Genomic DNA, 17,194 nt, shown 5'->3' on the forward strand with positions numbered 1-17,194 from the left:
TGCCCCCTGCTGCCAGCATGGTGTCAGCAGTAGTGGCATTCACTGTCGAGCGGGCCGACGGGCGCGAGGCGGCGAACCGCCTCGCGAACGCGCTTGACCAGCCGTGCCCGCCCGTAGGACCAGGCCGCACTGATCGACTGTGCGACCAGCGCGACCAGGGCCCAGCGCAGGTCGCCGGAGGTGGAGTAGACCGTGACCAGCTGTTCCAGCGCGAAGCTCTGCGCCTGCCTGAAACCGAGTTCGTCAAGATTCGTCATGGACAAATTCCCTTCACTTGAGGTGTTGTCCTGCTATAGCCCCCACCTGCTGCCAACATGCTGTCAGCAGCAGTGACAGGGGGCGCGAAAAGCCGACGCGCCGAGTGCCTGCGAGACCCGTCAAGACACTCGTCAAGACCGCTGCCAAAACGACTGCCAACAGAGCGACCAAGAGAATTGCCATGAGACGCGCCGACCGGCTGTTTCAGATCATCCAGGTGCTCCGCCGCACCCGTAAGCCTTTGACCGCGGATGCGATCGCAGCCGAACTCGAGACATCGAAGCGGACCATCTATCGCGACATCGCCAGCCTGATCGAGCAGCGGGTGCCGATCCGCGGCGAGGCCGGCATGGGCTACATCCTGGAGAAGGGTTTTGACCTGCCGCCCTTGATGCTGACACCCGACGAGATCGAGGCCTGCGTGCTCGGCGCGCAATGGGTGGTCGGCCACGCCGATCCGGCGCTGGCGCGCGCGGCCGAGGACCTGATGGCCAAGATCGCCGAGACCGTGCCCGATCGCTTGCGGCCGTTCGTGCTGGAGCCGGCAAGCCGCGCCCGCTCCGCCTGGAACCGGGAGCCGGACCGCATCGACATGGTCAGGACCCGCAGCCAGATCCACGAAGGCAAGAAGATCACGCTCAACTATCGCGACGAGCATGGCCGCGATAGCGAGCGCACGGTCTGGCCGATCGCGGTCGGCTATCACGAGGCGGTGCGGCTGCTCGCCGCCTGGTGCGAGCTGCGCAAGGATTTCCGCAGCTTCCGAACCGACCGCGTGGTCACCGCTGTCTATCACGACGAGAAGTACCCGGAGCGGCGCGACCTGCTCAGGGCGCGCTGGCGGCGCAGCCTGGTGTGGGAAGCACCGAGGGACACCTGATGACCGGCAACGCGATCGACGCGGCGGACGCGAGCACCTGCCAGTCCTGCGGCGCCTGCTGCAGCTATTCGGAGAACTGGCCACGCTTCACCGTGGAAGACGACGCGCAGCTCGATCTGATCCCGCCGCAGTTCGTCAACGCGCGGCAGTCAGGGATGCGCTGTGAGGGTGACCGCTGCTCGGCGCTGTCAGGCCAGGTCGGAAAGGCAACGCGCTGCGAAGTCTATGCGGTGCGGCCGGAGGTGTGCCGCACCTGTCTGCCGGGCGACGCAGAATGCGCAATGGCGCGGCGCCGCCACGGGCTGCCGCTCATCCCGAGCGCGCAGCCGGATTGAGCGCGGCTCTTTTATTTGCGCATGATCTTTGCGGAAAACCGGTTTCCACTTTTCCGGATCATGCTTAAGCCGTCACAGTCACCGTCTCGCTGACGTCCTCGTCGTCGAGCTCGTCATCGACAACGGGCGCGAAGCTCGACAGCGGCTTGGTCGACAGCGTGATCGGCTTGCGGCCGCCATGCGACACGGTCGCAGCACGGGCCGGCTCGCGCGACAGCGCGTACAGCGTCGACCCGACACGGCCGCCGGAATTGACCAGCTCCCATTCGCTGCAGCTCGACGCAATCGCGAGTGCAAGCGCATGCAGATGGCTGCGGCGATAGCAGAACAGCGCGAGCATCGCCCTGACGTCGGGCGCGACATTGGCAACCAGCAGCGAAAGCCCGTTCGGATTGGCGCGGTACATCTGGCCGAGCAGGTCGTCCGCAACTGGGCAGGCATCGTTCTCGAACGCGTCGCGGCTTGAAAACATTTGCAAATCCCCCTCGATCGGGAAGATGCCGCGCAATCCTCTAACGAAAGGTTAACCACGGCCTCCGGTCGCCTCCGGGGGCCCTTGCCCGTTGCACCCGAATCACATCCGCCCGCAGCAAGCCGCTGGGTCGTGGTCAGGGACAGGATGTGGAAAGAGGCGTCCGCGAGCCGCTCAGTTCGCGGCCATGTAGATCGACAGCGCGAACCCGGTGAGGTGGTGCAGCGCCTGGTCAACCCCGATCAGGGTCCAGAACCAGGGATGGCCGGACTCCAGCGTCACGCCGAAATGCGAGGCGCAGATGCCCTTGCAGCGATCGACGATGATGTGGATCACGAAGTCGACGAAGGCGACGTACCAGAAGCGCGGCGCCACCACCAGGATCAGCGCCAGCGCGACCGCGAGGTGGACCAGGCAATGCGCGAGCAACGGCATGGCCCAGCCGGTCCTCTGGTCCTTGCCGATCGCCATCCAGGCGTTCTGCAGCATGAAGTCAGCGATGATGTGCTTTGCGGTGAGAAGCAACATCCATCCCACCAGGGCACCAACCGACACCGACGATGACATGGAGGGAAACAACAAGCTGACGCCCTTTTACTTCGATGAATGTGATTGCAAGAAATCCGGGTCAGGCCGTCAGCACAATTCCGCAAAGCGAAGCTTGTGTCATTTATGACATCTCCGGCGGCGGAATGCACCTGCGCTCCCCCGAAAATCACATCTGGGTTCAGCCGTCGATAGTGGCGATGGTCATGTGGCATCGCGGCGCAGGCGAACCGGGATTAAGGTTACGGCGGGTGGCCGGTTTGCATTCCCGCCGGGGAGGTATATCGTCGGCAGCACAGGAAATTTTCTTTCTTTTATAGTCATTTACGGATTCACCGGGCAGCGCCGCGCCATCGCGGCAACGGGCCGTCCCGGACGGGTGATGAGCCAGGTGATCAGCCATGAGTGCCGAAGCCCCCGCGCCTTCGCCGACGCCGCCGCGCCCACGCCCACCGGTCGCTAAAAGCAACCGCGCGCAGATCATCATCTTCACCCTGCTGACGCTGTTCTTGAGCGCGATCACCGTGGTCGGCGCCCGCCTCTGGCTGCGCAATTCGGAAACGCTGGTGTTTGCGGTCGGCGATGCCAATGGCCCTGAAGCCAAGTTCGCCGCCCGCCTCGCCACCGTGCTGAAGAATAACTCGTCGCGGCTGCAGCTGAAGATCGCGCCGAATTCCGACAACGCCAAGGCGCTGGCCCAGTTCGATCGCCGCGCCGCGACGCTTGCCATCCTGCGTACCGATGCGAGGGTGCCGCCGCGCGCCCGCGCCATCGCGATCCTCGAGCATGATTTGGTGCTGGTGCTGAGCCCCGGCGGCAAGAAGATCAAGTCGCTGACCGAGCTGAAGAGGAAGAAGATCGCAGTCGTCGGCGACGGCGAGAACAGCGTCAATTTCGTCCGCAGCGCGCTGGAAATTTCGGACAGCCCGGATGCGGCGCAACGGGTGCAGCAGGCGCCGCCGAACACGCCGCTCGACAAACTGTTCGCCTCCGGCTTCGCCGCCGTGGTCGCGATCGAGCATGCCTCGAAGATCATCAAGGACAAGACCTATGAGCAATATGCCAAGCGCTCCGGCTTCACGTTGAACGCAATCGACGAGGCCAAGGCGCTGGCGCGCAAATATCCGGCGATCTCGGAGGAGACGGTCTCGACCGGCATGCTGTCGTCCTCGCCGTCGATCCCCGACGACGACGTCGACACCATCGGGCTGGAATGGCTGCTGGTCGCGCAATCCTGGATGCCCACGACGACGGCGGCCGAGCTCGCGCGCATCATCTATGAGAACAAGTCCGAGCTTGCGCTCGACGACGGCTTCGCCTCCAAGATCGAGCCGGCGGCGACCGACAAGGACGCCTTCATCGTCGCCCATCAAGGCGCTGCCGAATACATCAACGACGACACCAAATCGTTCATGGACCGCTACAGCGACCTGATGTATCTCGGCGCCGCCGCGCTCAGCATCATCGGCTCGATCTTCGCTGGGATCTACACCAAGATCACCCGCGTCGCGCCGGAGAAGGCCAGCGAACTGGCGAGCCGGATCCTCGACATCGGCGAGCGCGTCGAGCACACCACCTGCGCCGAGCATCTCGACGAATTGCAGGACGAGCTCGAGGCGATCCTGCGCGGCGCGGTGATCGGCTTACGCGACGGCACCGTTTCCAGCGACGGCCTCGACACCTTCAAGCTCGGCTACGAGCTGGTCCGCGACGAGATCGCACTGCGCCGCGACCATCTCAAGCGCCACCCGCCGGCAGTCGATGACAACCTCGTGGTGGTGAAGACCGCGAACGGGTGAGAGGCAGCGCCACATCCCCCACTGTCGTCCCGGCGGCCGCACCACATTCACCGCTGTCGTCCTGGCTTTCGCCAGGACGACACCGAATGTGTTGCCCGGTCTGTGAGTCAAAAATCCACATCCCGCGACATGTCGCGCGGCGCGCCGGATCACCCGGCCGCGGCGTCCGGTGCCGTCGCGACGGCATCGAGCTGCCGTCCCTCGTGATCCATATGCAAATAATTCGGGTTGAACAGGCCAGCACGCATCAGCCGGTCGAGACTGGGGACCGCCAGGGTCTTTCCCTTAAGCACGATCAGCCCGTCGGCGCGCAGCTCCTGCAGCGTCCGGTTGACGTGAACCTTGGAGAGGCCGGTGGCGTCGGCGAGGTCGCCCTGGGTCAGCGGGAAGTCGCAGCTGTTGCCTTGGGTCAGGCCGGCGAGGCGCAGGCGGAGCCAGATCTCGCAGAGCAGATGGGCAATCCGCTCCAGCGCCGTGCGCTGGCCAAGACTCATGGTCCATTCGCGCTGGATCGCGGCATTGACCAGGGTTTCCCACCAGAACGCGGTGACGATGCGCGGATGTTCGGCAGCGACCCTGTCGAAGAAATCGCGGGAGAGGTCGGCGATCGACACCGCGGTGACGGTGCCGATCGAGTGATCCATCTCGCGCAGGATGAAGACGTTCACGTCACAGATATCGCCGGGCAGGAAGAACGACACCACCTGGCGCCGGCCGTCCTCGAGCTGCTTGTAGCGGTAGGCCCAGCCGGACAGGATCAGGTGGACGTCCTTCGGCTTCTCGCCTTCGCGGACGATGTCGACGCGCGGCCCGAAGTGACGAACGCGTTCGGTCGACGCGCGATTGAGAATAGCGTGGTCTACGGGCGAAAGCCGTACGAACTGCTCCAATTTCCGAACTAACGACGCCAACGACATTGGTCTCCCCGGATATCTCATCGAGTAACCGCCGGGCCGATTTCAATTACCTATGTTACATTGCACAGCTATTGACGTATGTTCACTAGTGTACAGACGCCGGAAGCCGTAAACGGCTACGTCCTCAGGCGCCGTACGACTTAGCCACGAAGGCCCGCGCCCCTTAAGCGCGGACCTCCAGGGTTTGTCGCCGCTCAGACGAGCGGCACGCCGTAGTAATCATCCACCGCGCGCGTGCGGCCCTTATCGGTCCAATTCCAGTCTCGATCGCTCCCGTATTTGGGCGCGCCCTGCAGCTGGCTCTCGGTCACGCCGGTGACGTAACCGCCGAGCCTTGTGTCGTATTTGAGCGCCTGCCAAGGCAGCGGATAATGATCGTTGCCAAGCCCGAGGAAGCCGCCGAAGCCGAGCACGGCGTACGACACCCGTCCGCTCGTCTTGTCGATCATCACGCGTTCGATCGAGCCGATCTTGCGCTCGTCCGATCCATAGACCGCGGTACCCTCGACCTTGTCGCTGCCGATTAGGTTTCCGACCTCTTTCTCGTCCATTGCCATGTCAATTCTCCATTGATGTCCCAAAGCCAACGGCGGAGCCGGACCGTCGTTCCTGCCGCATTGTCGCAGTTGCTGCGCAGCGAATCGCTTGTTCAGCCCGTTGGTGGATCGCCGCGATCGTCCGACGTCATCCCGGAGCCCGGCGTCTTGTCGGGATCGTTCAGTTTCGGATCGCGCGTCGCTTCGCGCGTCGGCGGCTTTCGCGGGTCGGTCTTGTGAGCGCTCCGCGCGCGCTCCTTGTCGGCCGGCTGCTCCTGACCCTTGTCGTCCTTGACGATGCCGTGATTGGAATGTGCCATGACAAAACTCCCTGGCTGATTTCCTTGAAGGCATGCGAGCCCCGGCGATGAAATTCGCCGGAGCCCGTCATCTGAGTGGTCCACAGCTTTTCGGGGAGCAAAGCAGCGAACGCATCGGTGTTACGCGGTGCGTCCGCGATCGTTCCTGCGGTCCCGGCGACGATTTCGTTGAGCCCGATGTCATGGGTTAACGACGGCCCCGGGGCAACATGCCAAAAATTGCCGGTTCCAGTTCGGAGGCGGCATGATCAAGAGGAAACGTAACAGGGCTCGTCCCGCCGGATCGTTCGAGGACCGCCTACAGAAATTTGCCGAAGATGCACGCCTGGCGGCTCGCAAGCTGCCACCGGGACGGGAACGCGAAACACTGATGAAGAAAGCCAGACAGACCGAGGCGGTGGTGGAAGTCAGCGAGTGCCTGACGCTCCGCAAATAACCGCGCCGGACACCGGTCCACAGGGAGGGCCGCGATGATCGAAGAGAAATTCGACTCACGTACGCTCGCCGCCATGAACTTTGCGCTCGATACCGTATGCGCCGATGCGCTGCACGGCGAGGAACATGACACCCGCAAGCGCGTTGCCCGATACATCATCAAGTGCGCCAGGAGCGGCAGGACGACGCTGCCCGAGCTGACCGAAGCCGGGCAGCAGGCGCTGGCCAAAGTCGCCGCCGCGGCGGAATAGCCGCTGCAACCTGCCCTGCTCTCGGCCTTTGGCAGAGGCGGCTACGTATGCGCATTGCAATCAGCATCGGCCTGCTGGTCATCCTGGCCGCCGTCGGCGCCTACGCGTTTGAAGGCCTGATGGTGCCCGATGCACCGGTGCCGACCTATGGCATCGTCATGTTCACGATCGGGATCACCCTGCTGGTCGCAGTCGGCGTCGGCCTGATGGGCCTGCTGTTCTATTCCAGCCGCCGCCGCTACGACGAACCGCCGCATATCAAGCGGTAGTTGGCTTCAGCAGAGCCGCGGGTAACACTTTCAGACCCGTCATCCTGAGGAGCGAGCAGAGCGAGCCTCGAAGGATGCACGGCCACAGTCGGGCCGTCGACCCTTCGAGACGCGCTTCGCGCTCCTCAGGATGACGGGACTAATTCCGCGTCATTGCGAGGAGCGAAGCGACGAAGCAATCCACCGTTCCGCATATGCTGAGACATGGATTGCTTCGCTGCGCTCGCAATGACGTGGATAGGCCGGACGTCCATACTCTACGCCGCCGGCACCCGGGCGCGAATCTCGGCGACCTTGCGCTTCAGCGCGGCCTGCCGCGGATCAGGCATGATGGCGGCGCGGGCCTCGGTGATCGCGGCGGCAAGATCGGGGAGCGCGAGCACGCCGTCGAAGGTCGGCTTGACCAGCCCGTCGATGATCACGTGCCAGTCCGCAATACCCTGGCGATAGGGATCGCCGTAGCCCTGGATCATGGTCGCGGTCTCTGCGACCGCCTGGGCCGCGGCCGGCTGCTTGGTGAGGCTGCGGTCGATCATGTGCAGCCAGCGCTCGACCCAGATCCGCTCCTTGGCGTAACGCCCCGAGAACAGCCGCCAGCGCTTCAGGCCGGCCTCGATCCTGAGCCGGCGAACGCTGAAGCGGGTGTTGGCGCTGAAACGGATCGAGACCCGGCGGCGGCGCCAGCCGAGCCGGTCGAGCACGGCAAGCACCGGATCGGCGACCATCTCCGGCAGGGCGTCGATCAACTCGTCGAGGCGGAGTTTCTTGACGTCGTCGGCCGAGCGCGCCGCAAGGCCGCCCGCCGCGTTGACTTCGCCGAGCTTGAGCTGGGCGATCCGGATCGCGTCCTCATAGGCCATTCGCTCGGCCATCAGCCGCGCGATCTCGGCAAGCAGGGCGTCGTCAACGCCGCGGCGGCCGACGAAGCGCTTGAGCCGGTCGATATAGAGCTGGGCGTAGCTCGTGCTCTGATAGGCGATCAACAGATCGATGGCCTCGGTGACTGCGGGCCCGAGGTGGTCCGGGCAGGCGTCGGGCAGCACCGGCGGCCCCTCGTCCTCGTCGCCGATGATATCGGCAAACAGGTAACGAAGCGAAGCCAGCAGACTGTCGTCATTCGGCACTGCGGCGCCTCCAGGACTCGTCGCGGGGCTCATGCAGGTTTCGGCTCCGCGACCTGTGGGGTGGCGTGCTGCGCGAGCCGCTGCTCGAGCGTCGAGATATTCTCGAACAGGCGGGCGCTGAACAGACGCAGGAGGTAGAAGCCGAACGCCGGGTTCTGAACGTAGAGCTGCTCGACCTGGTCATAGGTCACCGACAGCACCATGCCGGTTTCGACGCACTCCAGCGTCTGGGTGCGCGTGTTCGACGGCGACAGCATGCCGAACTCGCCGACGAGGGCGCCGACCGGGAGCTCGATGCCGGATTCGACCAGGCGAAAGCGGCCGCTGACAATGTAGAACATGCTGTCGGCCTTCTCGTCCTTGTAGAACAGGACTTCGCCCGCGGTGCATTTGCGCTCCGTCGTGAACGGCCGGAGCCAGTCCATCGACAGATCGCTGTTGACCGATTTCTTCACGCTGCGGACCAGCTGCAGCATCTGGTGCAGCCGATAGGTGTTCACCGGCAGCAGCACGGCATGCAGGATCAGCGTCGCGTAATTATGGGTCGGGACGGCGGTCGCGATCAGGATGATGTTGGTCAGGATGGCGAAGACGCGCAACGGGATCATGGTCCGCATCGACAGCGTGGCGACCACGAAGATCGATGCGAAGAAACTGCCGGCGGCGCCGGCGTGCTCCGCGAGATGTGAGGTATCCATCGGAAACCAACCAATTTCTCAAGAAGTGAACAAGATCGCCTTATTAGTCGCTTCATTCCGGCCGAGGTCGCATAGGCGACCAGCATCCCTGATATACGGTGAAAAAGCGACGATTTGTCTGATTTCTCACATTCGCGCGCGCAAAAACGGGCCAACATGGTTAGGCCATTCGTCCAATGTTTGGCCTCTCGCCGCGACCGTCCCGCCATCGCCTGCGCGTTGACGGCCTCAACCGGGAGAGGCACGTTGTGAACAGGCTCGGCCATTCGCAGGGCCTCGATTCCAGCAGTTCAGCGACAGGCAAGCTCCGTTCCGATGTCCAAGCCGCTCGTCTTTCCGGCCTTGACGCGCTTCATTTCCGCCACCGCCGGCCGCAACATGACCACGGCGGCCTATGTCGCGGTCATGGTCGGTGTCGCCATGATGACGCTGCTGACGGTCGCGCCGGCCTATGACGCGGTCCCGCACTGGGTCGATGCGCTGCTGTGGGCCTGCCTTGCCTATTTCGTGTTCGAATGGCTGGTGCGGCTGCGGCACATGCGGCGGCAGGACAAATTCTGGTTCTATGCGCTGTCCAGCGCAGGTGTCGTCGATGCGGTCGGCGCGCTGGCGGTGCCGCTGGCGCTGCTTGCCGGCATCGAGCCGAAAACCGCATGGCTGCTCGGCGTGCTCTGGGTGCTCAAGGTGGTGCCGGGTATTCCCGGCCTGCGCCAGCTCCGGCGCGTGCTCGTGGTGGAATCCGGCCCGCTGCTCAGCGTGCTGGTGATCTTCCTGATGGTGGTGTTCCTGGCCTCGGTCGCCGAATACTTCCTGGAGCGGGACGTCCAGCCGCAGACCTTCGGCAGCGTGCCGGCGGCACTTTGGTGGGCGGTGGTGACGCTGACCACGACGGGCTATGGCGACGTGGTGCCGATCACCCCGCTCGGCCGCATCGTCGCCGCCATGGTGATGATCTCGGGGCTCGGCGTGTTCGGGCTGTGGACCGGTATTCTGGCGACCGGCTTTGCCGCGGAAACCCGCCGCGACAATTTTCTGAGGACCTGGGAGACCGTCAGCAAGGTGCCGTTCTTCGCGCATCTCGGCCCGGCCGCGATCGCCGACGTCACCCAGGTGCTGCGGACCATGGACCTGCCGCCGCGCACCATGATCATCCGCAAGGACACTAACGGCGACTGCATGTACTTCGTCGCCGCCGGCGAGGTGGAGGTCGACCTGCCGGGACGCAAGGTGAAGCTCGGCGAAGGCGCGTTCTTCGGCGAGATGGCGCTGCTCGGCAACGCCAAGCGGGGCGCCAGCGTCTCGACCAGCAAGGTGACCCGGCTGTTGGTGCTTGACCTCGTCGATTTCCGCCTGTTGATGGCAAGACATCCCGATCTCGCCGAGACCATCGACGCCGAGGCGAAGCGGCGCGAACTCGAGAATCAATGATGGAGACCGATATGGCCGAGTTGGCCGACACCGCCAGCGGACCCGTGCTCGAAATCGCCGGCGCACGCGCCACGATCCGCCTCAACCGGCCGAAGCACCTCAACCGCCTGCAGGCCGAGGATCTTGGCGAGCTCGTCAGGCTGTTTGACCGAATCGAGGCCGATCCTGCGATCCGCGTGCTGGTGCTGACCGGAACCGGCCGCGCGTTCTCCGCCGGCTACGACCTCAACTCGGTGGCCGAGCGCGCGGTGAGCGCCAATGAACAACAGAGCGCGGGCTCGGCATTCGAGGTCGTGGTCAATCGTCTCGAGGATCTCTGCGTGCCAACGATCTGCCGGCTCAACGGCGGCGTCTATGGCGGCTCGACCGACCTGGCGCTGGCCTGCGACTTCCGCATCGGCGTCGATACCGCCGAGATGTTCATGCCGGCGGCGCGGCTCGGGCTGCACTACTACAAGAGCGGCATCCAGCGCTACGTCACGCGGCTCGGCGTCGACAACGCCAAGATGCTATTCCTGACCGCGCAGAAGATCACGGCGCCGGAGATGCTGCGGATCGGCTACCTCACCGCGATGGTGTCGCTCGACCTGCTCGACGAGGAGGTCGACAAGCTTGCCACGATCCTCGCCGGCAATGCACCCAAGGCGATGGCCGGTATGAAGCGCGCAATCAACGAATTCGCCCGCGGCGCGCTGGATGAGCCCGCCGCCGACCAGCGCCACCGCGACAGCATGCGCGGCGACGAGATCAAGGAAGGCATCAAGGCCTTCGCCGAGAAGCGGGCACCGAGGTTTTAGTTCGTCGCACCCACTCTCAAGACCGTCACCCTGAGGAGGCCGCGAAGCGGCCGTCTCGAAGGGTCGACGGCCCGTCTGGCCCGAGTGGAGAGATCACCCCACCTCGGTTCGCATTGCATGCGAACCGATCCTCCCCCTCCAGGGGAGGATAAAGAGCGCTACGCCCGCTTGCTCCGCATCGCGCGCGTCTGCGCGACCTCAGGGTCCCCGGCCAGCGCCTGGTAGCGCTTGCTGTCGACGGCGAAGAGCGCGATCCGGCCTTCGGCGTCGGCGTGGACGCCCCAGCCGAAACGTTTGCCGAGCGGCGAGGCGCGCATGCAGGCCTGGCCGCGCGAGAAGAACGTCTCGCGGGCGAGGCTGCGCGCCTTCTTCGCCGCCTTCGGATCAAGCGCGCGGCCGGCCGACGACGTCGCGAACACGACGTCGTCGGAGGTGTATTTGTAGGGCGCGCCTGCGATCATCTGGAATTGCAGCACGGCAACCGTCGGCTGGCTGCCACGCAGCTGCGGCTCCTCGCCGCGCTGCGCCGGGCAATCCTCCGCGACGCGGATCAGGGGGTTGAAGCAGTTGGTGCTGTAGAGCGGTTTCGTCATCGGCACGACCCGTATCACACTCCGGCGGCCGCCGCATGCTGCGCTGCCATTTCGTCATCGGCCTTCGAGATCCGGACGAACGCCGGGCGCGCGGCGATACGCTCAGTATAGCGGACGAACACGTCCCGCTTCGGGACGATGCCGAACATCATGGTCCAGCTGAGCGCGATGCCCCAGAGGATGTCGGCCGCCGTGATCTCTTCGCCGAGCAGATAGGGCCCCTTTGCCAGCTGCGCCTCGAGCGCGCCCAGCATGGTGTCGTAATCGGCATAGGGCGATTGCGTGATCGGCGCCGGCTCGCGCTTCATGAAATGGTCGATCACGGCCGGCTCGAACGAGGATCCGTAATAGGCGATCCAGCGCAGATACGGGCCGCGGCGCGGGTCGTCCAGCGTGGGCGTGAGACCCGCCTGCGGAAACAGATCGGCGAGATAGATGAAGATTGCGACCTGCTCGGTCACCAGCCCGCCGCGATGGCTGATCGCCGGCACCTTGCCGAGCGGATTGATCGCGAGATAGGCGTCCTTGCGCTGCTCGGCCGCTTTCATGTTGAGGACGTGCAGATCATAGGGCGCGCCGAGCTCTTCCAGCAGCACGCGGGTGCCGGTGGCGCGGCTCTGCGGCGAGTAATACAGCGTGATGCGGTCGGTGGTGGCAGCGGTGGTCATCAGCGGATCTCCTTGCGCCATCAGGGCGCATGGCCTCCTTATGTCCGCCTATACCTGACATCTTGTGTCAGGTATGATCTAGCCATGCGCGCGAGCCGGCTGTTTTCCATCCTCACCACCCTGCAGGCGCGGGGACAGGTCACCGCGCCCGAGCTGGCCGAGGCCTGCGAGGTCTCGGTGCGCACGATCTATCGCGACATCGATGCGCTCTCGGCTGCCGGCGTGCCCGTCTATGCCGACCGGGGCGCCGAGGGCGGCTATCGCCTGCTCGACGGCTATCGGGTGCGGCTGAACGGGCTGTCGCAGGGCGAGGCCGAGGCGCTGTTCATGGCCGGGCTGCCCGGCCCCGCCGCCGCGCTCGGCCTCGATGCCGCGATGGCGGCCGCGCAGACCAAGCTGATGGCAGCGCTGCCGGAGAAGCTGCGCTCCAACGCGCGGGGCATGCAGCAGCGCTTCCATCTCGACGCGCCGGGCTGGTTCGGCGAGACCGAGGAGCCGAAGCATCTGCGCGCCATCGCAACCTCCGTGTTGCGCGAGACCCTGATCGAGATCCGCTACCAGAGCTGGAAGGCCGAGAAGCGGCGGCGCGTGGCGCCGCTCGGCCTCGTGCTGAAGGGCGGCAGCTGGTATCTCGCCGGCCTGGTTGACGGCAATGTCCGCACCTACCGCGTCGCCCGGGTGCTGGATTGCACCGCGCTGGAGACGCCGTTCGCGCGGCCGACGGAGTTCGATCTCGCCACCTATTGGCGCGCCTCTATCGCGCGGCTCGAGGCCGAGCTGCATCCGAACGAGGCCACGGTGCGGTTGTCGCCGCTCGGGCTGCAGCTGTTCGACGCGCTGGCGCATCCTTACGTGAAGGCACGGATGCGGCTTGCCGATGGCACTGAGCCCGACGGCTGGCGCGTCGCCACCATGCCGGTCGGCAAGACGGTGTGGCACGCCGCCTCGGAGCTGCTGCGGCTCGGCGCCGAGGCCGAGGTGATCGCCCCCGAGGAGCTGCGCGACAAGATGGCCGAGCTGGCGGGCGCGATGGCCGCGCGCTATGAGGACGCGCCGCCGCGCCGCGCTGCCCGCCGTTAGTAACGGCTGTCGGAGCTGATGACGAAGCGGTCGAGAAAATTGACCGGCAGGATCTCGAACCGGCCGAGCGTGAGCGTAATCCCGGTCACGAAGTCGACGCCCTTGATCGTGCCCTCGAGATCGATCCGCCGGCCGCGGCGCAGGCCGCGTGTTTCCGGATGTTGCTCGATGTCGATATAGGCATAGATCGGGTTGTCGAGCCGCGAATGGCGGTGCCAGCCACGTTGCAGAAAGCTGAATTGCAGCACGGAGCCCGCGCCCCAGTCGATCGCGTCGAAGAAGCGGGTCTTCCAGGCAACAGGCTGTCCCAGATAATGCGCGGCGATGAACGCGTCGCGCTCAAGCGCAGGCAGACGGTGCAGTTGCCAGCTAATCTCCGCCGGCGTCAGGGAGGCGTTATTCGCCATTGTTGTTCTAGTCGTTCTTCTTGTCGTTTCTTCTTGTCCTCGGCGGGAGGGTGAACCGGCCTCCCCGCCTTGAGGAAACTATACATCCACGAATGTGACAGTATCCGCCACAGTTGCGCGCGAGGTGCGGTAGCTGTTCACCTTGTGCGCATGATCGGCATAGCCGAACGAGATACCGCAGACAACCCGGCGATCGTCAGCCAGGTTGAAATGGCGGCGGATCAGGCCGGAATGGCGTGCGATCGCCGCCTGCGGAATAGTGCCGAGCCCGAGCGCCTGCGCGGCCAGCATGAAGTTCGAGACATAGCCGCCGCAATCGATCGCGCCATAGATGCCGAGCGGCTCGTTGGTGTGGATCACGGCAATGTGCGGCGCGCCGAAGAAATTGTAGTTCTCCAACGCCTGCTTGGCATACGCCGCCCTGTCGCCGCGCGCGATGCCGAGCGTGTTGTAGAGCTGGAAGCCGCTTTCGCGGCGGCGCTCCAGATAGACCCCGACATATTCGCGCGGCGGGGTGAAATCGTAATCCTCGCCGAGGCCGCGCGAAGCCTCGGCATAGATCGCCTTGCGGAACCGCTCCTTGGCCTCGCCGGACACGATCAGGACTTCCCAGGGCTGGCTGTTGCACCACGACGCGGTACGCTGCGCAGTCGTCAGAACGTGCTCGATGACGTCGCGCGGCACCTCGCGCGGCTGGAACGCACGCACCGAGTAGCGCTCGTTGAGCAACTCCCCGAGCGCACCGATGCGGTCTTCGGCGACGAAACCCGGCTTGGTGGTGGCATCCATGCTCAGCGGCCCTTGGTCGGGATCTTGTTGTAGGGCACGTCCTTGTCGACACGGATGTCGCCCGGCAGGCCGAGCACGCGCTCGGCGATGATGTTGCGCAGGATCTCGTCGGTACCGCCGGCGATACGCATCGACGGCGACGACAGCAGCATCTGCTGGAACTGGCCGTTGGCCTGCTCCTCGTCGGTGCCGGTGAGGCTGCCTGCGGCGCCCTCGAGGTCCATCGCATAGGTCGCGATGTCCTGCAGCATCAGGCCGGAGACGAGCTTGCCGATGGAGTTTTCCGGACCGGGCCGCTCACCCTTCGACAGCGCCGAGATGGCGCGGTAGCTGGTGTATTTCAGCCCGCTCGCCTTCACTGCCCAGCTCGCAAGCTTGGAGCGCACCGCCGGATCGTCGATCGCGAGGCCATCTTCCAGCATCAAATTCGAGCAGAACTCGAACATTTCAGGCACGCCAGTGGTGAGCCGCGATCCGATCGACATGCGCTCGTTCATCAGCGTGGTCAGCGACACGCTCCAGCCCTCACCGACTGCGCCAAGGCGCTGGCTGTCGGGGATCACCACGTCGGTGAAATAAACCTCGTTGAACTCCTGCATGCCGTTGGCCTGCTTGATCGGCCGCACCTCGACGCCGGGGCTCTTCATGTCGAGGAAGAACATGGTGAGGCCCTTGTGCTTCTGCACATTCGGATCGGTGCGTGCGATCAACAGGCCGTAGTCGGAGTAATGCGCGCCGGAGGTCCAGATCTTCTGGCCGTTGACGACCCAATTGTCGCCCTTCTTCTCGGCGCGGGTGCGCAGCCCCGCGACGTCGGAGCCGGCCGACGGCTCGGAGAACAGCTGGCACCAGATCTCCTCGCCGGCAGCGAGCTTCGGCAGATAACGGCGCTTGGCATCTTCAGAGCCCCAGGCCATCACGGTCGGGCCGCACATGCCCTCGCCGATCTGGAACGGCTGGGTCAGCTTGCCGTAGACGCCCTCTTCCTGCTGCCAGATCACGCGCTCGATCGGCGTGGCGCCGCGGCCGCCATACTCCTTCGGCCAGTGCAGGCAGGCCCAGCCGCCCTCCGCCTTCTTCTTCTGCCAGGCCTTGCCGACCTCGACCATGTCGTGCTTGGCGAGCCTGATGCGGCCGAGCGAGGACTTCGAGAGTTCTTCCACGAACTCCGTCGGCGCGTTGGCCGCGACCCACTTGCGGGCGATGGCGCGGAATTCGGCTTCCTGCTGCGTGTCATCGAAATTCATGGCGAACCTCTTTTGATTTTTCGCGCGCTCAGGCGCGGCCCTTGGTCGGGATCTTGTTGAAGGGAACGTCCTTGTCGACCCTGATGTCGCCGGGCAGGCCCAGCACGCGTTCGGCGATGATGTTGCGCATGATCTCGTCGGTGCCGCCCTCGACGCGGGTGCCCGGCGCGCGCAGCAGCATCGCCTGGAATTTACCAGCGACCTCGGCGTCCTCGGGTCCGTTCAAGGCGCCGGCGGCGCCCTGCAGGTCGAGCGCGTAGGTCGCAACATCCTGGATCATCGAACCGGCGACCAGCTTGCCGATCGAGTTCTCCGGTCCCGGGCGTTCGCCACGGGAGAGCGCGGAGATCGCGCGCATGCTGGTGTATTTCAGCCCGCTCGCCTTCACCGCCCAGTTCGCAAGTTTCGCGCGCACCGCGCGATTCTCGATCGCCGGGCCATCCTCCAGCATCAAACTGTTGCAGAAGTCGAACAGCTCGGGGAAGCCGGTGGAGACGCCGGCACCGATCGACATCCGCTCGTTCATCAGCGTGGTCAGCGACACGTTCCAGCCGTCATTGACATTGCCGAGCCGCTGCGAGTCCGGAATGCGCACGTCGGTGAAATAGACCTCGTTGAAGTCGGAGGCGCCGTTCGCCTGCTTGATCGGCCTGACCTCGACGCCCGGGCTCTTCATGTCCAGGAAGAACATGGTGAGCCCCTTGTGCTTCGCGACATCAGGATCGGTGCGGGTCAAGAGAATGCCGTAATCGGAATAATGCGCGCCCGAGGTCCAGATCTTCTGGCCGTTGATGATCCATTCGTCGCCGCTCTTCTCGGCGCGGGTGCGCAGACCTGCGACGTCGGAGCCGCCGGCCGGCTCGGAGAACAGCTGGCACCAGACTTTCTCGCCGGAGGCGAGCGGCGGCAGGTATTTGCGTTTCTGCTCCTCGCCGGCGAACGCCATCATGGTCGGGCCGCACATGCCGTGGCCGATGATGAACATCGAGCTGAGGCGGCCGAACGGGCCTTCCTCCTGCTGCCAGATCACGCGCTCGATCGGCGAGGCGCCGCGACCGCCATAGTCCTTCGGCCAGTGCAGGCAGGCCCAGCCGGCATCGGCCTTCTTCTTCTGCCAGACCTTGGCGACCTCGAGAATGTTGGCTCCCTTGAGCGCAACGCGGCCGAGCGAGGCCTTGCGGAGCTCTTCTTCGTATTGCTTCGGCGCATTGGCCGTGATCCAGGCTTTCGCCTCGGCGCGGAATGCGGCCTCTTGCGGGGTGTCGTCGAAATTCATCCTGATCTCTTTCCGTCATTCCGGGGCACGCGAAGCGTGAACCCGGAATCTCGATTCCCAACCTCTGGA

23 protein-coding genes are annotated in these 17,194 nt (G+C 65.0%); 9 read left to right on the forward strand and 14 right to left on the reverse strand.

The features are described 5' to 3' along the window. Positions 1-23: 23 nt before the first annotated feature. A complete protein-coding gene (locus tag ACE103_RS39715; protein ID WP_097677111.1) occupies positions 24-257 on the reverse strand; it encodes a hypothetical protein in 234 nt (77 codons plus the stop codon). Positions 258-439: 182 nt separating this feature from the next. Here ACE103_RS39715 and ACE103_RS39720 point away from each other — a divergent pair, with 182 nt between their 5' ends. Next, positions 440-1,138, forward strand: a complete 699-nt coding sequence (locus ACE103_RS39720) for a YafY family protein (RefSeq protein ID WP_029077927.1) — start codon at positions 440-442, stop codon at positions 1,136-1,138. Next, the gene (locus ACE103_RS39725) at positions 1,138-1,473 is read left to right on the forward strand and encodes a YkgJ family cysteine cluster protein (protein WP_375777400.1); all 336 of its coding nucleotides are present in this window, start codon (positions 1,138-1,140) and stop codon (positions 1,471-1,473) included. The genes ACE103_RS39720 and ACE103_RS39725 overlap by 1 nt, the downstream gene beginning before the upstream one ends. 64 nt (positions 1,474-1,537) lie before the next feature. Here the strand turns inward: ACE103_RS39725 and ACE103_RS39730 are convergent, their stop codons facing one another. Further along, entirely contained in the window at positions 1,538-1,945 is a 408-nt protein-coding gene (locus tag ACE103_RS39730; RefSeq protein WP_176528727.1) for a hypothetical protein, read from the reverse strand. Between the two features lie 174 nt (positions 1,946-2,119). Continuing rightward, positions 2,120-2,473, reverse strand: a complete 354-nt coding sequence (locus ACE103_RS39735; RefSeq protein WP_223965945.1) for a DUF3307 domain-containing protein — start codon at positions 2,471-2,473, stop codon at positions 2,120-2,122. Positions 2,474-2,892: 419 nt separating this feature from the next. Between ACE103_RS39735 and ACE103_RS39740 the strand changes: the two genes are divergently transcribed. Continuing rightward, positions 2,893-4,290: a TAXI family TRAP transporter solute-binding subunit gene (locus tag ACE103_RS39740; protein ID WP_375777401.1), complete on the forward strand. Its 1,398-nt coding sequence runs from the start codon at positions 2,893-2,895 to the stop codon at positions 4,288-4,290. Between the two features lie 149 nt (positions 4,291-4,439). On the opposite strand, the gene ACE103_RS39745 is transcribed toward ACE103_RS39740, so the two are convergent. From ACE103_RS39745 to ACE103_RS39755, 3 genes are all read right to left on the reverse strand, one after another. Continuing rightward, positions 4,440-5,201, reverse strand: coding sequence for a Crp/Fnr family transcriptional regulator (locus tag ACE103_RS39745; RefSeq protein WP_375777402.1), 762 nt, complete (start codon positions 5,199-5,201; stop codon positions 4,440-4,442). 200 nt (positions 5,202-5,401) lie between these two features. After that, the gene (locus ACE103_RS39750; RefSeq protein WP_223965938.1) at positions 5,402-5,764 is read right to left on the reverse strand and encodes a PRC-barrel domain-containing protein; all 363 of its coding nucleotides are present in this window, start codon (positions 5,762-5,764) and stop codon (positions 5,402-5,404) included. A gap of 92 nt (positions 5,765-5,856) precedes the next feature. Further along, on the reverse strand, positions 5,857-6,063 hold the full coding sequence (locus ACE103_RS39755) for a hypothetical protein (protein WP_375777403.1): 207 nt from the start codon (positions 6,061-6,063) through the stop codon (positions 5,857-5,859). Between the two features lie 244 nt (positions 6,064-6,307). Between ACE103_RS39755 and ACE103_RS39760 the strand changes: the two genes are divergently transcribed. The 3 genes from ACE103_RS39760 to ACE103_RS39770 are packed head-to-tail and all read left to right on the forward strand — an operon-like array spanning position 6,308 to position 7,018. Beyond that, positions 6,308-6,499: a hypothetical protein gene (locus ACE103_RS39760; protein ID WP_375777404.1), complete on the forward strand. Its 192-nt coding sequence runs from the start codon at positions 6,308-6,310 to the stop codon at positions 6,497-6,499. A 34-nt stretch (positions 6,500-6,533) separates the two neighbouring features. Next, positions 6,534-6,749, forward strand: a complete 216-nt coding sequence (locus ACE103_RS39765; RefSeq protein WP_223965933.1) for a hypothetical protein — start codon at positions 6,534-6,536, stop codon at positions 6,747-6,749. 47 nt (positions 6,750-6,796) lie between these two features. After that, complete coding sequence (locus ACE103_RS39770) at positions 6,797-7,018, forward strand: hypothetical protein (protein ID WP_375777405.1); 222 nt, start codon at positions 6,797-6,799, stop codon at positions 7,016-7,018. Positions 7,019-7,275: 257 nt separating this feature from the next. Here ACE103_RS39770 and ACE103_RS39775 read toward each other — a convergent pair whose 3' ends face one another. Next, positions 7,276-8,142, reverse strand: a complete 867-nt coding sequence (locus tag ACE103_RS39775; protein ID WP_375777406.1) for a DUF6537 domain-containing protein — start codon at positions 8,140-8,142, stop codon at positions 7,276-7,278. Positions 8,143-8,171: 29 nt separating this feature from the next. Further along, positions 8,172-8,840: a Crp/Fnr family transcriptional regulator gene (locus ACE103_RS39780; protein ID WP_223966309.1), complete on the reverse strand. Its 669-nt coding sequence runs from the start codon at positions 8,838-8,840 to the stop codon at positions 8,172-8,174. Positions 8,841-9,155: 315 nt separating this feature from the next. On the opposite strand from ACE103_RS39780, the gene ACE103_RS39785 reads away from it, so the two are divergent. Both ACE103_RS39785 and ACE103_RS39790 read left to right on the forward strand, forming a co-directional pair. Further along, positions 9,156-10,268: a cyclic nucleotide-gated ion channel gene (locus ACE103_RS39785; RefSeq protein ID WP_375777407.1), complete on the forward strand. Its 1,113-nt coding sequence runs from the start codon at positions 9,156-9,158 to the stop codon at positions 10,266-10,268. A gap of 11 nt (positions 10,269-10,279) precedes the next feature. Beyond that, positions 10,280-11,065, forward strand: coding sequence for an enoyl-CoA hydratase/isomerase family protein (locus tag ACE103_RS39790; RefSeq protein WP_375777408.1), 786 nt, complete (start codon positions 10,280-10,282; stop codon positions 11,063-11,065). 158 nt (positions 11,066-11,223) lie between these two features. Here ACE103_RS39790 and ACE103_RS39795 read toward each other — a convergent pair whose 3' ends face one another. Both ACE103_RS39795 and ACE103_RS39800 read right to left on the reverse strand, forming a co-directional pair. Further along, entirely contained in the window at positions 11,224-11,658 is a 435-nt protein-coding gene (locus tag ACE103_RS39795; RefSeq protein ID WP_375781277.1) for a DUF6157 family protein, read from the reverse strand. A gap of 14 nt (positions 11,659-11,672) precedes the next feature. After that, entirely contained in the window at positions 11,673-12,326 is a 654-nt protein-coding gene (locus ACE103_RS39800) for a glutathione S-transferase family protein (RefSeq protein WP_375777409.1), read from the reverse strand. A gap of 84 nt (positions 12,327-12,410) precedes the next feature. Between ACE103_RS39800 and ACE103_RS39805 the strand changes: the two genes are divergently transcribed. After that, complete coding sequence (locus ACE103_RS39805; RefSeq protein WP_375777410.1) at positions 12,411-13,406, forward strand: helix-turn-helix transcriptional regulator; 996 nt, start codon at positions 12,411-12,413, stop codon at positions 13,404-13,406. On the opposite strand, the gene ACE103_RS39810 is transcribed toward ACE103_RS39805, so the two are convergent. From ACE103_RS39810 to ACE103_RS39825, 4 genes are all read right to left on the reverse strand, one after another. Then, a complete protein-coding gene (locus ACE103_RS39810) occupies positions 13,403-13,813 on the reverse strand; it encodes a hypothetical protein (protein ID WP_375777411.1) in 411 nt (136 codons plus the stop codon). The genes ACE103_RS39805 and ACE103_RS39810 overlap by 4 nt on opposite strands. A gap of 78 nt (positions 13,814-13,891) precedes the next feature. Next, complete coding sequence (locus tag ACE103_RS39815; protein WP_375777412.1) at positions 13,892-14,602, reverse strand: nitroreductase; 711 nt, start codon at positions 14,600-14,602, stop codon at positions 13,892-13,894. Between the two features lie 2 nt (positions 14,603-14,604). Then, positions 14,605-15,849 (reverse strand): acyl-CoA dehydrogenase, encoded by a 1,245-nt coding sequence (locus tag ACE103_RS39820; RefSeq protein WP_375777413.1) that lies wholly within the window; start codon positions 15,847-15,849, stop codon positions 14,605-14,607. A gap of 28 nt (positions 15,850-15,877) precedes the next feature. Next, positions 15,878-17,125, reverse strand: a complete 1,248-nt coding sequence (locus ACE103_RS39825) for an acyl-CoA dehydrogenase (RefSeq protein ID WP_375777414.1) — start codon at positions 17,123-17,125, stop codon at positions 15,878-15,880. Positions 17,126-17,194 lie beyond the last annotated feature (69 nt).

The organism is Bradyrhizobium sp. ma5 (assembly GCF_042258955.1).
In the GTDB taxonomy this organism is placed as follows: domain Bacteria; phylum Pseudomonadota; class Alphaproteobacteria; order Rhizobiales; family Xanthobacteraceae; genus Bradyrhizobium.

What these genes read in the sequence shown, in the direction of transcription:
- ACE103_RS39715 (WP_097677111.1), bottom strand. Translation starts at nt 257, where the DNA reads ATGACGAATCTTGACGAACTCGGTTTCAGGCAGGCGCAGAGCTTCGCG.
- ACE103_RS39720 (WP_029077927.1), top strand. Translation starts at nt 440, where the DNA reads ATGAGACGCGCCGACCGGCTGTTTCAGATCATCCAGGTGCTCCGCCGC.
- ACE103_RS39725 (WP_375777400.1), top strand. Translation starts at nt 1,138, where the DNA reads ATGACCGGCAACGCGATCGACGCGGCGGACGCGAGCACCTGCCAGTCC.
- ACE103_RS39730 (WP_176528727.1), bottom strand. Translation starts at nt 1,945, where the DNA reads ATGTTTTCAAGCCGCGACGCGTTCGAGAACGATGCCTGCCCAGTTGCG.
- ACE103_RS39735 (WP_223965945.1), bottom strand. Translation starts at nt 2,473, where the DNA reads ATGTTGCTTCTCACCGCAAAGCACATCATCGCTGACTTCATGCTGCAG.
- ACE103_RS39740 (WP_375777401.1), top strand. Translation starts at nt 2,893, where the DNA reads ATGAGTGCCGAAGCCCCCGCGCCTTCGCCGACGCCGCCGCGCCCACGC.
- ACE103_RS39750 (WP_223965938.1), bottom strand. Translation starts at nt 5,764, where the DNA reads ATGGCAATGGACGAGAAAGAGGTCGGAAACCTAATCGGCAGCGACAAG.
- ACE103_RS39755 (WP_375777403.1), bottom strand. Translation starts at nt 6,063, where the DNA reads ATGGCACATTCCAATCACGGCATCGTCAAGGACGACAAGGGTCAGGAG.
- ACE103_RS39760 (WP_375777404.1), top strand. Translation starts at nt 6,308, where the DNA reads ATGATCAAGAGGAAACGTAACAGGGCTCGTCCCGCCGGATCGTTCGAG.
- ACE103_RS39765 (WP_223965933.1), top strand. Translation starts at nt 6,534, where the DNA reads ATGATCGAAGAGAAATTCGACTCACGTACGCTCGCCGCCATGAACTTT.
- ACE103_RS39770 (WP_375777405.1), top strand. Translation starts at nt 6,797, where the DNA reads ATGCGCATTGCAATCAGCATCGGCCTGCTGGTCATCCTGGCCGCCGTC.
- ACE103_RS39780 (WP_223966309.1), bottom strand. Translation starts at nt 8,840, where the DNA reads ATGGATACCTCACATCTCGCGGAGCACGCCGGCGCCGCCGGCAGTTTC.
- ACE103_RS39785 (WP_375777407.1), top strand. Translation starts at nt 9,156, where the DNA reads ATGTCCAAGCCGCTCGTCTTTCCGGCCTTGACGCGCTTCATTTCCGCC.
- ACE103_RS39790 (WP_375777408.1), top strand. Translation starts at nt 10,280, where the DNA reads ATGGCCGAGTTGGCCGACACCGCCAGCGGACCCGTGCTCGAAATCGCC.
- ACE103_RS39795 (WP_375781277.1), bottom strand. Translation starts at nt 11,658, where the DNA reads ATGACGAAACCGCTCTACAGCACCAACTGCTTCAACCCCCTGATCCGC.
- ACE103_RS39800 (WP_375777409.1), bottom strand. Translation starts at nt 12,326, where the DNA reads ATGACCACCGCTGCCACCACCGACCGCATCACGCTGTATTACTCGCCG.
- ACE103_RS39805 (WP_375777410.1), top strand. Translation starts at nt 12,411, where the DNA reads ATGCGCGCGAGCCGGCTGTTTTCCATCCTCACCACCCTGCAGGCGCGG.
- ACE103_RS39810 (WP_375777411.1), bottom strand. Translation starts at nt 13,813, where the DNA reads ATGGCGAATAACGCCTCCCTGACGCCGGCGGAGATTAGCTGGCAACTG.
- ACE103_RS39815 (WP_375777412.1), bottom strand. Translation starts at nt 14,602, where the DNA reads ATGGATGCCACCACCAAGCCGGGTTTCGTCGCCGAAGACCGCATCGGT.
- ACE103_RS39820 (WP_375777413.1), bottom strand. Translation starts at nt 15,849, where the DNA reads ATGAATTTCGATGACACGCAGCAGGAAGCCGAATTCCGCGCCATCGCC.
- ACE103_RS39825 (WP_375777414.1), bottom strand. Translation starts at nt 17,125, where the DNA reads ATGAATTTCGACGACACCCCGCAAGAGGCCGCATTCCGCGCCGAGGCG.